Genomic DNA, 17293 nt, shown 5'->3' with positions numbered 1-17293 from the left:
GTTTCCCGAAACGGACGATCCAATCGACTTCGGGCGCTCGAATGCGCTGCCCGCCGTTTTTTCGTTCGCGGTTCTCGCCTATGAAGCAGCGTCAACCGCGTCGAACGACACGGCGCCGCCCGCGCGCTTCGGATACTTCCGCCTGCGCGGATCAGTCTGCCCCTGCCATGCGCGTACCGGGCTTCTGAACACGCCCGTACGTACCACGATCTCCCGCAGCGAAACTTTCCGGCGGAAGTACACCGCCGCCCCCTCAGCGCGCATCCCCACCTTGATCGCCCTGCATCCCTGCTTGAAACGTTGAGCGGGGATGTCCACTACGCGGATCAGGTGTCGCCGCCGCGCAGTGCACGCCAGCCAACTGCCGTTGCGCAACTCGCCTCTTCCCCCATCACCGTGGCATGCCGAGCATGACGCTAATCCATTGTTGTGCGGGGCTAGTGGAAAACGCCAATTTCCGTCTGGGCGACATTTGTAGACACTGGACTTGGTCAAATGACCAATTCGCATGAAGCGATGACGGACGCCCAGGCGCGTGACGCAGCGAAGCGGCATTCGCGAAGCTAGGCCATACGGCGCGTCGATCCAACGACGAGACGCGAGATTTCGGAAGCAGCATTCCCCAAAATTCCGGGGTTCGAATATTTGGTCAATTGACTCAGTCAAAAGACTTTATATCGGGTCTGACGTTCCGAGAACGAATTTTTCACAAGGAGTCGAGCATGGACAGGCTGGCAAAGAAGAACGAGTGGTTCGCAAGAGCCGAGAAGGTCATCCCGGGCGGGATGTACGGTCACCAGAGCGTCAAGTATTTGACGGAAGATTTCCCCCTGTACTTTGCAAAAGCGAAAGGTACCCATCTCTGGGACGTCGACGGCAACAAGTACATCGACTACGTGTGTGGCTACGGCACGAACCTGTTCGGCTACGGCAACGAGCGAATCGAGCAGGCCGCCGCCCTCCAACTGCAGAAGATCGACACGGCGACGGGCCCCAGCGAGGTGATGGTTCAGCTTGCCGAGGCGCTCACCCAGCAGGTCAGTCACGCCGATTGGGCGATGTTCTGCAAGAACGGCTCGGACGCCACGTCGATGGCCATGGTGATCTCGCGCGCCTATCGCGAGAAGCGCAAGATTCTCGTTGCGCGCGGCACGTACCATGGTGCGTCCCCGTGGAACGTGCCCTATACGACGGGGATTACCAAGGAAGACCGGGCTCACATCGTCTACTTCGAGTACAACGATATCGAGAGCCTCAATGCCGCCGTCAAGAGCGTCGACGGTGACGTAGCGGCCATCTACGCTACGCCGTTCCGGCACGAAGTGCTCTACGACCAGTTCTTCCCGTCGATCGAATACGCGAAGGAGTGCCGTCGCCTCGCGGACGAGCAGGAAGCGCTTCTGGTCGTCGACGAGGTCCGCACGGGGCTGCGCCTGTCGCGTGACTGTTCGTGGTCGGACTGGGGTGTGCACCCGGACCTCAGCTGCTGGGGCAAGGCGATCGGCGGCGGCTATGCGATCGCTGCGGTTCTCGGCTCGGACAAGGCACGAGAGGCTGCGACGAACGTTTTCGTCACGGGCTCCTACTGGCTCTCGGCTGTGCCGATGGCCGCGGCGATCGAAACGCTGCGCCTGGTACGAGAAACGGACTACCTCGAACACACCAAGCGGTTGGCGGACAAGCTGCGCGCCGGCATCGCGGAACAAGCCGGGCGGCATGGCTTCGAACTCAAGCAGACCGGGCCCAGCGTCATGCCCCAGATGCTCTTCGCGGGTGACGACGAGCTCGTGTCGCGCGGCCGGGCGTGGGCTTCGGAGGTCATCAAGAATGGCGCCTATCTTCACCCGTGGCACAACATGTTCTTCACGGCGAGCCACACCGACGAAGACATCGCGCGTACGCTCGAGGCGACCGAAGTGGCATTTGGCGCGATCAAGCAGAAGGCGGTTGCAGTGAGCCGCCTGGATATTCTGGACACCGTGCAGCGTTAATGCCGGATGCGCTTGATCGGCGTGGGTTTTCCACGCCAGATCTGGAGCGAGCGTTACAGCGTTTCGGATCCAGCCGGACCCGACCAGGCACCAGCCGACGAGCGAACTCGGCTGGTGCCACGTCATTTTTATAAAAGACAGGACAACTATCGTTATATGCATTCATGGGCCACGCCTCGACGATCGCCCTGGCTTCATCCGGCGTCTCGAACCCATGCAGGTTCAAGCATTCGTCGCGGATTGATTCATTGTTGCCCGACGTCGATGGCCGGCGCCTCTTGCGTGAAACCGTCCAGGATCTACCGCATCCGCCAACGCGATCGAACCACGCTTCATCGGCTCCGCGATGACCGATGCGATGCGGGAGACCGGCTACGGCAGGGTGCCGATCGAGCGCATCCCGACGCGGCGGCCGGGCGACCATAAAGGGCAACGACAGGTTCCTGCCACATGCGATCGGTGGCGGTCGACGGCGGCCCCCCCCTGTTCCTCGCTGAGCAAGGCGAGTCCTCTTCTGAAGTTTCATATACCCGATTCGAAGGAGGTTTGTGATGGCAAATACCGTAACGGCGCAGGCAATATCCGTCATTGGTCTCGGCGCAATGGGAGCGGCCCTGGCCAAGGCATTGCTTGCCGCCAATCATCGCGTCACCGTCTGGAACCGCACGGCGAGCAAGTCTGCGGCGCTTGGCGAAGTTGGCGCCCAGGTCGCACACTCGGCCGCGGAGGCGATCGATGCGAGTCAGGTCGTGGTCGTTTGCGTGCTCGATTATGGCGCGTCCGATTCGTTGCTGCGCACGCCGGACGTCGCGGCCCGTCTCAAAGGCAAAACGATCATCCAGCTAACGACGGGCACACCGGACGACGCACGAGAGGCTTCGGAGTGGGCCAGGGAACACGGCGTGGCGTACCTGGACGGCACCATCGGCTGCTACCCCAAGGATATCGGCACGCCGGACGGATCGATTCTCTATGCCGGCTCGCGTTCGACCTTCGAAGCCCTGCGACCTACCCTGGCGAACCTGAGTGGACATGCGTTGTTCGTTGGAGAGCGATTCGGGAATGCTGCCATTCTCGACGGCGCTGTAGTGGGTTCGTTCTCACTGGGGGCCGCGCTCGGGTTTCTCTACGGCGCCGCCGTGTGCGACGCCGAAGGCATCTCCCTCGACACCTACTTGTCGCTTGCCTTGGCACGTCGCCCCTTCGTTGAGGATACGCTTCAGACGTGCGTACAGATGATCAAGAAGGGAAACTACTCGGGGTCGCAGGCCACCCTGGACAGTTGGGCCGCGGGTATCGGACAGCTTGTAGCGTACAGCCAGGAAAGTGGCACGGACAGCAGCTACCCGCAAGAAGTCCTGGCGCGACTCCAGCAGGCCGTCGCCAAGGGCCACGGTCAACATGAGCTGGCCGCCGTGTTTGAATGCTTCAGGAAGCCGCTCGCGAACCTGGGTTAGAGACAACCCGACCCGTCTCCCGTTCCGCTCTTAACGGCCCCATATTCACGTCGCATGTTGACGCCAACGGAACGGGAGACATCAGCATGACGATCGGACGACCGAAGGCGAGCGCGCGCAACTGATTTCGATAGCGCGCTCGCGCTCGATCGCGGCTGTGCGGGTCTCGTGTGTACGCATCGTGCGCCGACGGCTGACTTCGAGCCGGACGGCATCCCTCGGCAACTGCTCGAGTTCGTGCTGAAACGTCAGATCCGTGCCGGGTACGCCACCGAGCTCGATCGCGGCACATCCGGTTCTTTAAGCTCGTCAGTTGATCGCCCAGGCAGTCGCAGCGCGAATCGACCGAGGCCGGCCTGTCATGCCTGGGCGAGAGAGAAACGGTCGTACCGTTACGCAGCCAAAGGGCTGCAGACCCGACGCCGGAAACAGAACCTCCAACGACTGCAGGCCAATTTCGCCCCACGCCACCCGTACGAGCGCGGCGTGGGTTGCAAGACATTGCTCGCGATCCAGTGGCGCCCCCTCCACGGCGGGACAGCTCACGACTGAAGTAGCCAACTCCATTTTCCCGCATGAAGATCCAACGGCATTCCGGTGGACGCGCGGCAATCACTGCGGATTTCGTTCCAGGCTGCCAAGGGTGTAGCGTCGATTGAGGTTCGTTGCTTTTTCCTGCGCGCGCTCCAGCGCACAGTACGCGTAATACAGCGAGACGGACAGGTAAGACCAGGAAAGCAACGCGAAGATATAAAAGATCATGTGATCATGGTCACCGGGTATAGGGTAGAAGTCATAGGTGCTCGCAATAATCTGCGTGGCGACCAGTGCCACGATCACACTCACTGCGTTGCGCTTGTCGCCAATTCGCAGCAGCTTCCCGACGACGAAAACGAGATATACCGAGAACAAGGACCACATCACCAGATAGAAATAGGGCTTGGGTCCGACCATGAAGTCTGCCGTCCACACAACGACGGTTCCCGCCAGTGCCCCCACCACATACAAGACATCAGCGAAAAGCGACGGTTTATGTCGATGCGTAACAGCCATCATGCCGACGATGGTGATGACCGGTACGCCGAACCCTCTGGAAAATGCATCGCAAAAAAGCGAGACGCTGAGAAAAGCGTGCTCGCCCGTCAACGCGTTGAGCATCAAATTCGACGCCGAGAACGTCGTCACCAGCCACTCGAATCCGAGGAGGCCGTTGCGCCGCTTGAGAAGCTTCACGCCGTAGACGAGTGAAGTCGTTATCAACGCAAGATCGGCAAGACAATAAAGATAATATTTGAGTTCCATGACACATTCCAATGATCGTCAAGCATTTGAGTAACCATCGCGCTTGCCAGCATCAATACTCATCTTTGCATCATCGCGCGACACGAGAAGTCGCTCCCGGCATAGATTGGTTTCGCACTGGCATGTCAGGCGGCCGACGGCGCCCCGAGCATCCATAAGGGCCGGGGCGCGTTCGTGCAGCAAGGCGATCGCTTCGCCTCACGCTTCAGGCGATAGCTGCCTCGGAATGTCGCGACTTGAACTGACGGATCGCCACGCTGGTCAGAAAGATCGGCACCACCAGCAACCCGACGGACAGCCAGCCGACCGCACGCAAGCCGGCCACGCTGAACACCATGCCGGCGATCGCGGGGCCCACCGCCAGGCCAAGATTGATTGCCGATGCACAGGTCGCGGTGCTTCTTCCGCTGGTATCCATTTGTGAAAGTGCCCCCACCATATAAGGGGCAATCAGCGTCGCACCGGCACTGACGAGAGCCGTTGCCACGAGAAACGCCCACCTGCCGCCCACGCAATACATGCCCAGGCTGCACGCGATCAACAGCGCAAGTCCAAAGGCGATCGGCTTGAACAGACCAAAACGATCGCCCAGCCAGTTAACCGCTACCCCCACCGGCAACTGGAACGCCGCATTGACCATGAACAGAATGCCGAGTTGCTCCGCTTCAACGCCTCGGGTTGCCGCGACCTCTGCGGCGAATCCCATGAGGGCCGTCTGCGACACGTAGATGAAGAATGCGCTGAGCAGAATCCCTCGGACGTCACTGGATTTGATGGCGTCCTTCGCGACATTTTCCTCGCTTGCGTTGATGGCAGGATGCATGAACGCGCCGAAAAACAGAGCCGCCACGACAACGGCGAGCTGGACGGCATCCACACCGATATTGCCCATCTTCACGTTCACGATCGGGACGACGTACATCGCACAGGAAAATATGATGGCCATCGCCACGGCGACTTGAGCCGCGACCTTCTCCGGGTGCTTGACGTGTGCAATCACCCCGTATGCGCAAACACAGCTGACACCCAAGGCGGCGCCGAGAACCAGTTTCGCGGCGACGAATATATAAAAATTATGTGAAAACATCGCACACGTCGACAGAACGGCAAGCGCTGCCGCAGCGAGCGCCCCCGTTCTCTTGTTCAACGTCGGCATGTGACGACCGAAAATGATGATGGAAAGCGCAAGACAGAGCAGTACCGCGGACGCAAGCCATCCAGCGGTGCTTTCCGACAGTCCGAACCGGGCCATCGATTCTTCGATGTTGAACGGAAGCAGGTAGGTGGGCGTCCAGACCACGGCTCCTGTATAAAGCAGCGCGATTTTTCGGATTCCCTTGATTTCGTAATTCACGATCGACTCCTTGTCGTTTGCACGAATGCGAAATCGCGACGAGGCATCGAATCGCCCTCTTGCTCGCATCCATACTGGCACTGTTTCGAAGACTGCTTCATCCAACCGAAAGATCGCAATTTCACAACTGCTCGCTCTTCATCGACCTATTCCATCCCGTCGACCGACTACGATGCCCTCAGGTGATGGAATCCCCCAAGTTCCGCGTGGAAGCCGAGCCAGGATCCCATCACGCCTCCCGTCCGTTAATCGAAATGCCCGACCTCGAGGAAGTCCTTCATTTTCAACAGATCGTTCGGATCCGACATTTGACCGTTACGCTCGACAAAGCCGGCAAAAGTCGTGCCGTACGTCCAGCCCAGCAGGCGCTGCAGTTCTTCCGGATAGCGCTTCACGCGTTCGATCGGCAGCGTGAGGTACTGGTTTTCTTCCTGCCGGAGGATGGCCAGGTCATACGACATCGTCAGGCCGGTGCGCGGTGCATCGCTGGTGTTCTTTCCGCCCCCGTGATAGGTGGAGCCGATGAAGAACAGCGCATCGCCGGCGGACATTTCCGCGGAAACGGCTTCCTCCTGCTTGGGGCTACGCTCGTCGTCCCACTTGTGGCTACCCGGGATGACAAGCGTGGCGCCGTTTGCCGCCGTAAAGTCGGATACCGCCACCATGACCTGGAACCGAGCCTCGCGCCCATAGTTCGGGTGCCGCCAAAGCCATACGGAATCGTCGCGATGCAACGGCTGAAGGCCTTGACCCGGCAGGATCTGAATGGCTTGTGTCACCCCTACCTGAATATCGGGAGCGATGTCGACCTGGTTTTCGCCGCTCCAGATCTTGATCGGCGTCTGCAGGATGTTGCGCGCCGCGCCCAGATAGAGCGGATGCAACGCAACTTCGGCCATCCAGTCGGTACGCGCAAAGAGGCGCGAAACCCGACGCGTCTGCGTACCGGCGAAGTAATCGTCTACTCCGTTCGGAGCGGACTGGAGCGTGTCAAAGAGCGTCCGCTGGATCTGCGCGAGCAAGTCGGAGCCGAGAAAGTTCTTGACGATCGCCCCGCCATCCTGCCGAACTGCGTTCGCCAGATCTTCAGGAGTGCTATCGCTTGAAAGGCGTTGCAACGACATGGTGATTCCTCCAACAGGTGTCAATGATTGAAAAGTGCAGCGTATCCTCGGTCACCACTGCCTTCTGCAATGGATGCCAGGATTCGCTCGCGTAGCGCCTTGAGAATTCGTGGCGGCTGCCCGATATCTTCCTGCGCCTGCTGAAACAGTCCGGTCGCTCGCGCGTAGATGTCCAGATCCGCGCCTCGTGGTTGATAGTCTGAAGCCGCCACGGATTCGAACAGACCTTCGAGGAAGTGGGTCTGACCGGCGATATAGGTTGGGATCAGGTCGCGAATCTCGTCGATCGAAATGCCTGAATTCACCACGAACCTGAGACCTTCCAGGAAGGCTGCGCCAGCGCCGAAAACGAAGGTGCCCGTCAACCCGGCATCGAGCACGTTCGGCACATCCGGTCTGGCACTGACGTAGGTGGATTGCGGCGCAATCTTTCGAAGCAGAGGCTCAACTTCGTTCCAGATCTTCTCGTCGCCGCCCAAAAGGAAGACGGCGCTCTCACGGCCGATATCGGGCGGGAAGCACTGGATTGTTCCGCTGATGAATTTTGCGCCGGCACCCCTCACGATTTGATCCAGTACCTGCACCTCCGATGTGCGCCCCGTTGCCCGATTGACCACCGTTTTCCCTTTCCGCCGCTCGCCCAGCGCCTCGAAGTCCGCCGCGCGATCGGTCGGTGTCGCGGTCACGACCACGATGACGTCTGCCTGATCGCAGGCTGCCGTAGCGCTATCGGCAACGCGTGCGCCCAGTTCATGCATGCGCTGCGCCTTCTCCGCTTTTCTGTTCCAGACGACGACTTTCTCGCCCTCCGCAATCAGGGAGGTGGCAATTGCAGACCCCATCGCCCCCAGGCCCAAGACAGCAATCAAATTGCTCATTCGCATTCCCTATCGTTGTCGTTGACCACACCACCCAAAGAGATTCATCGCTCAAGCCAACTGGACAGATCATTAGACTTGGTCATATGACTACAAAGCAATGCACATGCCAACCCGATTCAAGTGATCGTCCTTCCCTGCATTGCGGCTGACGCGCCCGGTGGCGAAACACATGCCCCGGAGCGGGGATTTCGCTGCACCAAGTGATACCCAAAGTCACGTCAGTGGTGCAGACAAGTTGACTTGATCAAATGACCACGTATCTACAGGCACGAATCTTATGCCTCGACAGGACATTTGGAATACGGAGTTTCCATTAGCCACCTCATGCAGGCACCGTACAAACCAACGCAGTTGCGCCCATTCCGCGCCGCGCGTGGCTGCCCTTTCGCCGACGCACGTTGGTCACCGCATCTGCGTAGCTCACGAGACAGCAGCATTGAAACCGGAACGCAAACGCCGCTGGACAAACGGAGCACCGTTTGATGAGCCGGGCCGATGCCCGATGAATGCGTGCGCCCCTGGTTCCCGAAGCATGCTGCCGAGTCGCACCGGCTTCGTGAAGTTTGCCGGGCACCGCGATGCTCCGGTGCTGCGATCATGCGCGGCACGTCCCTGCGAACGACTTTTCCCGCGCCGCCACGGCGGCGCAACATCCGTGCAGGACAACGCCTTGCGTTGCTTGCAAAATGCCGTCCATCGTCATGCTAATATCCGAGGATTCGACTACCCTGCACGGGTAGCACCTATGGACGAAGACATAAAACGGAGCTCTGGCCAATGCAGAGAGTACGGGCTGAAGTCCGCCGCCAGGACCTCGTAGCGGCGACTGTCGCGGTGATTGCAGAGCACGGTGTGAAGGGTGCCACGACTCGCCGCATCGCCGAGGCCGCAGGGTGCCCACTGGCTTCCCTGCACTACGTCTTTCACTCAAAGGACGAGCTGTTATTCGCGGTCTACGAGTCCTTGATCGACCTGATCCGCTCGGATAGCCCGGAGGCGCCGGAGCACGGCACCCTGGCGGACCTGGCGGAGTTCAACCTGCGCTCCGTGATGGCCTGGTTCGAAGCAAACCCGGCATACGCAAAGACTCAATCCGAGTTGTATACGTGGGCGCTCAGGCATCAGCCCGACATGGCCATTGGCGCCCTTCGCATATCCCAGGAAGGTGCCCGCGCCATGCTGGCCTCCGCCGAGCCTCGCGCGGATGCCAAGGCGCTGGATGCCATCGCGCGGCTGAGCATCGCCCTGGTCGACGGGCTGCTTTTCTCGTGGTTTGCCCAGGAAGATTCGAAGCGTCTGGCCGCCGATGTCGACCACGCCAGCAAGATGCTGGCCGCCTACGCGACGACACTTCTGGACGCTCGCCCGGCCGCCAAGACCCCTCGCAAGTCGGTACGAAAGCAGTAAGCAGCTGCCACCTGCACCGAGGCACTGGCTCCCCGGTGCCCTCACGGTGGCAGTGTCGCGTCGTCTCTTCACAATGACCGCACGGTGCGCGGCGCAGGACGTTTGCAATTTCGTCCCATGCGCCGCCCTACTCGCAAGCGTTGCTCGAAGGCGCTTTCAGGAACCGTTGCGCGCGTCCGACCGCGCACGTGCAACGCGAGGTGATGGGCACCGCCGAAAATCCGCACGGGCTGCAACGAAGCAGCCCGTTTCCATTTGCATGGAAACCTGACGCTCCCGGCAGGCGGCCCTCGGTCTTACGTTGCCGCTTTCGCGCTCACGGGTTTACCTCCATCGACAGCGTCTCTTTGTCTGCTTAACGTTGACCGATCAAATGACCAAGTCACGCGATCATATTTTTCAAAATCAACTCACCCAAGCGAACTGAATATCCAGGGCACCCGTGGCCCGGCCAATTCATGGACAAACTTTCAAGAAGCCGACATAATTCACGAGCGTTATGGTCGTTTGACCATGTATCACGGATAGACACTACACCTGTGTATCACGTGAGCGGAAGAGGATTTTCGGGTACCGGAGTTTATCAATGACAAGAGTTCGCGCTGCGTTGCGGCGACAAGATTTTGTTGACGCTGCCGTTGAAGTCATCGCCGCGCACGGCGTCGCTGGAGCCACCACGCGGCGAATTGCTGAAGCCGCAGGTTGCCCTCTGGCATCCCTGCATTATGTATTCCATACCAAGGACGATCTGTTCGACGCCGTTTACGAATCCCTGTTCGACCTTCTCGCGATGAACGCCCCCGCTGATAGCGAATTTCGCTCTTTCGGCGAACTCGCCGGATGGCAGTTGCGCAAAATGGTCGAATGGCTCGTGCAGCATCCCTCGTACGCGCGGGCACAGTCTGAACTGATCCAGTGGGCCGAGCGTCATCGCCCCGATTTCGCGTTGAAAACCTATGTCCAGACGCTCGAGCGAACGATCGCTTACCTCGGCAAGTGCGCGCCACAAGTCAACCATCGCGCGATTGAATCCGTCGCCAGAATGAGCATCATCCTGATCGACGGATTGCTGAACAGTTGGCAAGGGGACACGAATATCCAGCAGCTCAGGGCGAACCTGGATCATGCAAGTTCAGCGCTGGAGGCGTTTGCCACCTCCCTCTCGAGCTCGACGGTACAGGCTTGAGCGTCGACGCAGCGCATCATTGCACCCATAGCCGGCAGCCCGACAGCGCTCCGCCTCATGGCAGGCTTCGATCTTGCCACCTTTCGATCGACGGACGTCCGCATCCTGCCGGACGCCCGTCGTCGATTGCCGCTAGCTGACGGCGCCCGGCGTCGCGCCGAACATCGACTTCGTCTCCAGGAACTCCTCGATACCGGCGTAGCCCCACTCTCGTCCATTGCCGGATTGCTTGTACCCACCGAACGGTGCCGCGATATCGACGGCCGCGCCGTTCAAATGCACCATCCCGGTCCGCAATTTTCTGGCAACGCGTTCCGCCTGTTCGATCGAGTCTCCATAGACGTAGCCGGACAATCCGTACGGCGAGTCGTTGGCGATGGTGACGGCGTCCGATTCATCCCGATAGGGGATGATCACCAATACGGGGCCGAAAATCTCCTCGGTTGCGATCTTCATGCGATTGTTCACGCGGCTGAACACCGTCGGCTTGACGTAGTAGCCGCGTTCAAGCCCGGAGGGATTGCCGAGCCCGCCCGACAAGAGCATCGCGCCTTCGTCGCTTCCCACCCTGTTCATCTCCTGCACCTTGTGATGCTGGCGCTGGTTCGCCATCGGCCCCATGGGCGAACCGGGATCGCGCGGATCCCCGACGACGACCTGCCCGCACGCAGCGACCGCGATCTGCTCCGCCTCCTCGAGCCGATGTGCCGGCACCAGCATGCGCGACGGCGCGGTGCAGGTCTGGCCGGAATTGGCCATCATCTGGAGCACCCCGTGCGTGACGCCCTGCTGAAAGTTTTCGCTATCCAGAATGATGTTGGCCGACTTGCCGCCCAGTTCCAGCGTCACCCGCTTGATCGTCGTCGCGGCGGCCTGAGCGACCTCCACGCCGGCGCTCGTCGAACCCGTCAGCGACACCATGTCGAAGAGCGGGCTGGACGCAATGGCCCTGCCCAGGCGCTGCCCGGCGCCCTGCACGAGATTGAATACGCCGGGCGGTACGCCGGCCTGCTCGAGGATCTCGGCGAGGACGATGGCCGAGTACGGCGCATTCTGACTGGGCTTCAACACGATCGTGCAACCCGCCACCAGCGCCGGCGCCACCTTGCACATGACCTGGTTCATCGGCCAGTTCCAGGGCGTAATCAACCCGCACACCCCCACCGGCTCCTTGACGATCCGCGACGTGCCCTGGGTTCGTTCAAACGGATACTGCTTCGCGACTTCCAGGGTCGTATGGAGGTGCCAGAGCCCCAGCGCCGCCTGAAGCGGGCGAGAAATAGCGTCCATCGGTGCGCCCATCTCGAGCGTGATGGCGTCGGCCATATCCTGCGACCGCTCGGTGTATGCACCGATCACGCGCTCGAGCAGCTTGAGCCGCTCGACGAGAGGCGTGTTCGAGAATGCCGCGAAGGCGTCGCGCGCCGCCTCCGCGGCCAGGTTCACATCGGCCTCGTCGGAGAACAGCAACACGCCGGAGACTTCGCCCGTCGCCGGATTGATGATGTCGTGCTCTACGCCACCGTTCGCAGGCGCTACCCAGCGGCCGCCTATGAACGCCTTGCGGAGATGGTCTGCTTCGAAAATCGGCATCTGCTCGCTCCATGTCAGTTGGTATCGGGGCGAGTCTTCAGCCTGCTGGACCGCCCGTGAAGATCCATACTATCGTCTTTTTTGATCATTTGGCCAAGTCACACGACTCAGTAATAATCAGTATTGCCACTGGCTCTCCAAAGTACGACGCTTCAGGGAACGATCAGCCACGCTGTTGCAAAGGATCTGCAGTGGGTGTGACTGGACGACGATGAGGACGAGACCACCAAGCGACTTCCAGCGAAGCTCGCGATACGCCGAAACCGCTGTTCTCAAGCGGATCGGATTGGTCTGCCGAAATGGACATTCGACCATCGCGGCCGGCAAGCAAAGGTCTGCTCGCCACTCAAGTATCCAGGCTGGCATCACAGAGGGTTAACCTTCATCGACAAGGAATTTTTCGAGCAATACTTTCTACTACACGGTCATTTGATCAAGTCATATGGCAGACTTCACGCCGGATAGCCAGGCAGTAAGCAATCCGCAAAGAAGCGCACCGCGATCCGGTCGCTTTTGACGTCAACATCGAACGACAACTCTCCTTCGGGAGCGAAAGGCAATTACCATGGCAATCATTCAAGTCCAGCAGATCATGCACGAGAACCCGCTGCATGCTCGCGCTCCGCATGAACCCCGCTACGAAGATGGCAGTGCCTTCTGTGACGGCAACTACGTCCCCATCACCGAAGCGACCGTCCCGCTCGTCGACGCGGGATTCCTGCATGCCGACGCGGCCTACGATGTCGTCACCGTCTCGCGGGGCAACTTCTTCCGGCTCGACGATCACCTCACGCGCATGGAAGAGTCGTCGGCGAAGTTCTTCCTCGAGAATCCGTTCAATCGCGAGCAGGTCAAGGAAATTCTCCACAACCTCGTGCGCAACGCCGGCCTGAAAGACGCGTACGTCTGGTGGTGCGTCACCCGCGGCCCGCTGAGCGTTGATCGCCGCGACCGCGGCGCCATGAAGAACGCCATGTTCGCGTTTGCCGTGCCGTTCTTCTTCCAGGCTGACGACGAGGTTCGCACGCGAGGCTCGAACCTGCTGATCAGCAAGCTGTACAACCGCATTTCCGCGAAGGCGGTCGATCCCACGGCCAAGAACTTCCACTGGATGGACATGAAGCTCGCGCTGTTCGAAGCCATGACGCAGGAGAAGGACTGGGCGGTTCTCGTCGACGAAAGCGACAACCTCACCGAAGCAGCCGGTGCGAACGTGTTTTTCGCCAAGAACGGGGAGCTCTATACGCCCGCCGAAGGCTGCCTGCTGGGCATCACGCGGCAGAGCGTCTTCGATATCGCCGCCGAGCTCAGCATCAAGGTGAACATCGGCAAGTACACCGCGACCCAGCTGCGCGAGGCTGACGAAGCATTCACCTCGTCGTCGGCAGGCGGGATCATGCCCGTCAGCGCAATTGACGATCAGCCGCTCGGCAGCCGCAACGGCCCCGGCCCGATCTCCGAGAAGATTCACAACCTCTACTGGGAGAAGCGCTGGGCAGGATGGCACGCGCAGCCGGCTGAATACTTCTCGTCGGTCCCGGCATAAGCCGGAAGCCGGAAGCCGTTCACAAGTGGCGCGTACGAAGCCGGTCCGGTCGAACAAGCCGCATCCGGCCCTGGTGGGCGCCCAATAGCTGCATGCATTGACGAACCGTCCGGCGCCGCACCCAGGCGCCGGGCAATACGAACTTCTACGTCATAGCGATGACCAGGAGTTCGGTGATTCAACAAAACAAAGTACAAGCACACCCCAATTCATTTCGCATAGCTAACAAACGGACAGGACTATCGGTACCTTCATCCGTATTCACTATGCACAACCCTTTGGCGGGCGCACGTCACCTGGTCAAGGTCAAGGAGATAGCCGTGGTCAAGACTCATGCTTTCAAGAAATCTGCTTCGCTCATCCGATCGGCAGCGAAATTGTCCGTCATCGCTTCCGCAGTCGCGATGTCTTTGACCGGTGCGCTTGCGGAAGGGACGGATGCATCTCATACGCCGTCGGGTGCCGAAATCGCCGGCACCGCGAGCGGCATTCCCGCATGGACACCGGTGGGCAACGTCGGCTCGGGATGGAGTTACGGCAAGCGCCGCGCGGATTTCTTCAAGTACAAGTCCGACAAGCCGCTGTACACGATCGACGCCAGCAACGTCGACAAGTACGCGGACAAGCTCAACCCGGGCCAGATTGCGCTGCTGAAGAACCTGAAGGGCTTCACGATGCCGGTCTATCCGTCCCGGCGCACGTGCGGCGTTCCCGATTTCGTCGCGGAGAACACGAAGAACAACGCCGGCTTCGCCAAGATGAACGCGGACGGATCGGAACTCTCCGATGCCCATCTTCCCGGCTACCCCTTCCCTGCGCCCAAGACCGGCGCGGAAGTGATGTGGAACGCGAAGCTGCACTACCGCGGCGCCGGCGTCGAGATGCGCGACATCATCACCGTCGTCTCCCCGCGGAAAGGCGCGTCCGACTGGATCAAGAACGTGTCCGACGCGTGGATCTACCAGCCGTGGGGCGACAAGGCCGGCACGACGTTCGCGAAGGTCAATCAGGTCGAAGGCAACGCCTACTACGCGTACAAGTCCCCGGCGGCCATTGCCGGCCAGGCCGCGATCTTTACGACCTACGCCGGCAAGCCGACCGAAGTCTTCTACTACTTCCCGGGCCAGCGCCGCACCCGTCGCATGCCGTCGTATGCATACGATGCGCCCCAGATCGGCTTCGACAACCAGTACAACATGGATGAAGCGCTGGTCTTCTCCGGACAGACGGACCGCTTCTCCTGGAAGCTGCTCGGCAAGAAGGAAATGATCGTGACGTACAACGACCTGGGCATGTACGACTTCTCGGACAAATTTGAAGATGCCTACGGCCCTGACTTCGTGAACCCGGCGAAGCGTCGCTACGAACTCCATCGCGTGTGGGTCGTGGAAGCGACGGTCAAGCAGGGGATGCGCCATACCGCGCCCAAGCGCCTCTTCTACGTCGACGAAGACAGCTGGAACTACCTCGGCGCGGTGGACTACGACGCGCAGGGCAACATCTCGAAGGTCCGCGAGGGTTACGTCATCCCGGTGTATGAGACGGGGAGCTGCGACACGCTCGCATTCGCTCAATACAACCTCGTCGATGGCCGGTACCTCGTGGACGGTTCGATGCTCGCGGCCGGACGGGACGCGAAGTGGTCGGTCGATTCGTCGGCGGACCAACACTACAAGCCGAGCTTCTACAACGCCGACAATCTCCGTGCGTTGAGCGAGCGTTGACAGGGGCCGAAACAAAATGGCTACCACCACCTCATTACAGCCCCGATCCAGCGTGGTCTTCGTGCGCGCGGCGATCTCGGCGCTTGTCGCCCTCGGGTGCGGCAGCGCGCACGCCTTCACGTTCACGATCGGGAACGTTGAAGGCAGTTTCGATTCGACGGTATCGGCGGGCGTCGGCATTCGCACTGCCTCGCCCAGTTCCAATCTCGTCTCGCCGACCTACAATGCGGCCACCGGTGCGCAGACCGGTGGTGGCCGACTCGGTCAATTGAGCGGCCTCTCCGACCAGGGCGACATCAACTACGGCAAGGGCGATCCGTTCACGAGCTATCTCAAGGGCAGCCACGAGCTGCTCTTGAAGATGCCGTCGCAGGGGCTCACGTTCATGGCACGTGGCACCTGGCAATACGACTACTCCGGCACCCACACCACCGGTGCCACCAGCGGGCAGAACCTTTTCTATAACCCGCCACCCAGCCTGAACGGCGGGCTCTCGTCGGACGCCGAAAAGAACATCCGCTTCAAGCCGCGCTTGCTCGACCTGTGGATCAGCAAGCAGTTCAACGTCGGCGACCAGATTGCGCGCATCCGCGTGGGTAACCAGGTCGTCAGCTGGGGCGAAAGCATCTGGGAAGTCGGCGGGGTCAATGCGACGAATGCGATCGACGTGAATCGCGCGTCCCAACCCGGTGCGCAGGTCAAGGAGTTCATCCTGCCTGCACCGATCCTGAGTGTCGCGTCCGGCGTGGGTCACGGCGTGAACGTCGAAGGGTACATCCAGAGCAACTGGAACCAGAATTACCTGCCCCCGGTTGGCAGCTATTGGTCGAATCAGATCGTCGGGCCCGGCAACAACGCGTATGGCGTCTCGACCGTCCATCCGAAGAACGGCGGGCAGTATGGCTTTTCCATTCGCTACCAGCCCGCGGGAACGGACCTGAATCTCGGTTTCTACACGATCGCGTACCACGACAAGTTCCCGCAAGTCTCGCTGAGTTCGACGGGCGGGACGATCTTCCGGTTTCCGGAAGACCGTCACATGATCGGTGTCAGCGCCAACTTCCCGGTTGGCGACTGGGCGATCGGCACCGAGCTCTCGTACCGTCCGCGAGATGCCGTTCCGCTGAATCCGGCCAGTGGATGCGTCGCGCAAGGGGGGAACTGCTGGGTCGACGAGAAGCGATTCCAGTGGCACCTGACGACCCTCTACTCGCTCCAGCCGGGCAATTCCGGTGCATTCCTCAAGCTGCTCGGCGCCCAGACCGCCACCCTGACGACCGAGACGGTGATCATTGCGTATCCCGGGCTTCACAAGAGCTATGGCGGGTCGCCGATTTCTCCGGGTGCGCTTCTGTGGGGGAATGAGTTCAATGACCTGTTCACGACCGGCGCACTCAACTCGCCGGGTAGTGCGCAGGGAACGAAATACTCCGGCGGGATCGACGTCGATTTCAACTGGGTTTACGACGGCACGGTCATTCCCGGGTGGCAGGTCAATCCGGGGATCTACCTTCGGTACGGCCTCTTCGGCAATACGCCGAACGTGAATGCCCAGTTCATGCGCGGCGTGACGGCGATGAACCTGTATGTGAATTTCATACAGAACCCGGCGAACTGGCAGGTCGCCTTGAACTACACGCGCTTCATGGGCCCGACCAACCCGCTGGCCAACCCGCTACGCGATCGAGACTTCGTGGCAATCGTCGCATCTCGCAATTTCTGAGGTCA

Annotated in this window: 12 protein-coding genes and 1 pseudogene; 8 read left to right on the top strand and 5 right to left on the bottom strand. The window is 60.4% G+C overall.

Annotated features, from left to right (window positions below; genetic code table 11):
• The 3 genes and pseudogenes from G3O00_RS04200 to G3O00_RS04190 all read left to right on the top strand — a co-directional run.
• Positions 1–127, top strand: a pseudogene (locus G3O00_RS04200) (DUF2471 family protein); the annotation flags it as partial.
• A gap of 595 nt (positions 128–722) precedes the next feature.
• Positions 723–1991 (top strand): aminotransferase class III-fold pyridoxal phosphate-dependent enzyme, encoded by a 1269-nt coding sequence (locus G3O00_RS04195; RefSeq protein ID WP_174932959.1) that lies wholly within the window; start codon positions 723–725, stop codon positions 1989–1991.
• Positions 1992–2542: 551 nt separating this feature from the next.
• Positions 2543–3448: an NAD(P)-binding domain-containing protein gene (locus tag G3O00_RS04190; protein ID WP_206142173.1), complete on the top strand. Its 906-nt coding sequence runs from the start codon at positions 2543–2545 to the stop codon at positions 3446–3448.
• A gap of 612 nt (positions 3449–4060) precedes the next feature.
• Here the strand turns inward: G3O00_RS04190 and G3O00_RS04185 are convergent.
• The 4 genes from G3O00_RS04185 to G3O00_RS04170 form a co-directional block, all read right to left on the bottom strand.
• Positions 4061–4750 carry a hypothetical protein gene (locus tag G3O00_RS04185; RefSeq protein ID WP_206142172.1) on the bottom strand — a complete coding sequence of 230 codons (690 nt, stop codon included), beginning with the start codon at positions 4748–4750 and terminating at the stop codon, positions 4061–4063.
• Positions 4751–4955: 205 nt separating this feature from the next.
• A complete protein-coding gene (locus tag G3O00_RS04180) occupies positions 4956–6104 on the bottom strand; it encodes an MFS transporter (protein ID WP_346778953.1) in 1149 nt (382 codons plus the stop codon).
• Positions 6105–6349: 245 nt separating this feature from the next.
• The gene (locus G3O00_RS04175; protein WP_174932967.1) at positions 6350–7228 is read right to left on the bottom strand and encodes a phytanoyl-CoA dioxygenase family protein; all 879 of its coding nucleotides are present in this window, start codon (positions 7226–7228) and stop codon (positions 6350–6352) included.
• 20 nt (positions 7229–7248) lie between these two features.
• On the bottom strand, positions 7249–8106 hold the full coding sequence (locus G3O00_RS04170; RefSeq protein WP_241024938.1) for an NAD(P)-binding domain-containing protein: 858 nt from the start codon (positions 8104–8106) through the stop codon (positions 7249–7251).
• Positions 8107–8886: 780 nt separating this feature from the next.
• On the opposite strand from G3O00_RS04170, the gene G3O00_RS04165 reads away from it, so the two are divergent.
• Positions 8887–9516, top strand: coding sequence for a TetR/AcrR family transcriptional regulator (locus G3O00_RS04165; protein ID WP_174932971.1), 630 nt, complete (start codon positions 8887–8889; stop codon positions 9514–9516).
• A gap of 586 nt (positions 9517–10102) precedes the next feature.
• Positions 10103–10702 (top strand): TetR/AcrR family transcriptional regulator, encoded by a 600-nt coding sequence (locus G3O00_RS04160; RefSeq protein ID WP_174932973.1) that lies wholly within the window; start codon positions 10103–10105, stop codon positions 10700–10702.
• A gap of 132 nt (positions 10703–10834) precedes the next feature.
• Here the strand turns inward: G3O00_RS04160 and G3O00_RS04155 are convergent, their stop codons facing one another.
• Entirely contained in the window at positions 10835–12295 is a 1461-nt protein-coding gene (locus G3O00_RS04155; protein WP_206142170.1) for an aldehyde dehydrogenase family protein, read from the bottom strand.
• 592 nt (positions 12296–12887) lie between these two features.
• On the opposite strand from G3O00_RS04155, the gene G3O00_RS04150 reads away from it, so the two are divergent.
• The 3 genes from G3O00_RS04150 to G3O00_RS04140 all read left to right on the top strand — a co-directional run bounded on the left by G3O00_RS04150 (position 12888) and on the right by G3O00_RS04140 (position 17288).
• On the top strand, positions 12888–13841 hold the full coding sequence (locus tag G3O00_RS04150) for an aminotransferase class IV (protein ID WP_241024937.1): 954 nt from the start codon (positions 12888–12890) through the stop codon (positions 13839–13841).
• Between the two features lie 404 nt (positions 13842–14245).
• Positions 14246–15565, top strand: a complete 1320-nt coding sequence (locus tag G3O00_RS04145; protein ID WP_208860689.1) for a DUF1329 domain-containing protein — start codon at positions 14246–14248, stop codon at positions 15563–15565.
• Between the two features lie 16 nt (positions 15566–15581).
• Positions 15582–17288 carry a DUF1302 family protein gene (locus G3O00_RS04140; RefSeq protein ID WP_206142167.1) on the top strand — a complete coding sequence of 569 codons (1707 nt, stop codon included), beginning with the start codon at positions 15582–15584 and terminating at the stop codon, positions 17286–17288.
• Positions 17289–17293 lie beyond the last annotated feature (5 nt).

The organism is Burkholderia sp. Ac-20384 (assembly GCF_017104605.1).
GTDB lineage: Bacteria > Pseudomonadota > Gammaproteobacteria > Burkholderiales > Burkholderiaceae > Burkholderia > Burkholderia lata.
Note: the sequence above shows the minus strand (reverse complement) of the source record. Positions and strands in the feature narration are given on the sequence as shown.

Coding starts and splice junctions, on each gene's coding strand:
- G3O00_RS04190 (WP_206142173.1), top strand. CDS start 2,543: ATGGCAAATACCGTAACGGCGCAGGCAATATCCGTCATTGGTCTCGGC.
- G3O00_RS04150 (WP_241024937.1), top strand. CDS start 12,888: ATGCACGAGAACCCGCTGCATGCTCGCGCTCCGCATGAACCCCGCTAC.
- G3O00_RS04175 (WP_174932967.1), bottom strand. CDS start 7,228: ATGTCGTTGCAACGCCTTTCAAGCGATAGCACTCCTGAAGATCTGGCG.
- G3O00_RS04170 (WP_241024938.1), bottom strand. CDS start 8,106: ATGAGCAATTTGATTGCTGTCTTGGGCCTGGGGGCGATGGGGTCTGCA.
- G3O00_RS04160 (WP_174932973.1), top strand. CDS start 10,103: ATGACAAGAGTTCGCGCTGCGTTGCGGCGACAAGATTTTGTTGACGCT.
- G3O00_RS04145 (WP_208860689.1), top strand. CDS start 14,246: ATGTCTTTGACCGGTGCGCTTGCGGAAGGGACGGATGCATCTCATACG.
- G3O00_RS04185 (WP_206142172.1), bottom strand. CDS start 4,750: ATGGAACTCAAATATTATCTTTATTGTCTTGCCGATCTTGCGTTGATA.
- G3O00_RS04140 (WP_206142167.1), top strand. CDS start 15,582: ATGGCTACCACCACCTCATTACAGCCCCGATCCAGCGTGGTCTTCGTG.
- G3O00_RS04165 (WP_174932971.1), top strand. CDS start 8,887: ATGCAGAGAGTACGGGCTGAAGTCCGCCGCCAGGACCTCGTAGCGGCG.
- G3O00_RS04195 (WP_174932959.1), top strand. CDS start 723: ATGGACAGGCTGGCAAAGAAGAACGAGTGGTTCGCAAGAGCCGAGAAG.
- G3O00_RS04155 (WP_206142170.1), bottom strand. CDS start 12,295: ATGCCGATTTTCGAAGCAGACCATCTCCGCAAGGCGTTCATAGGCGGC.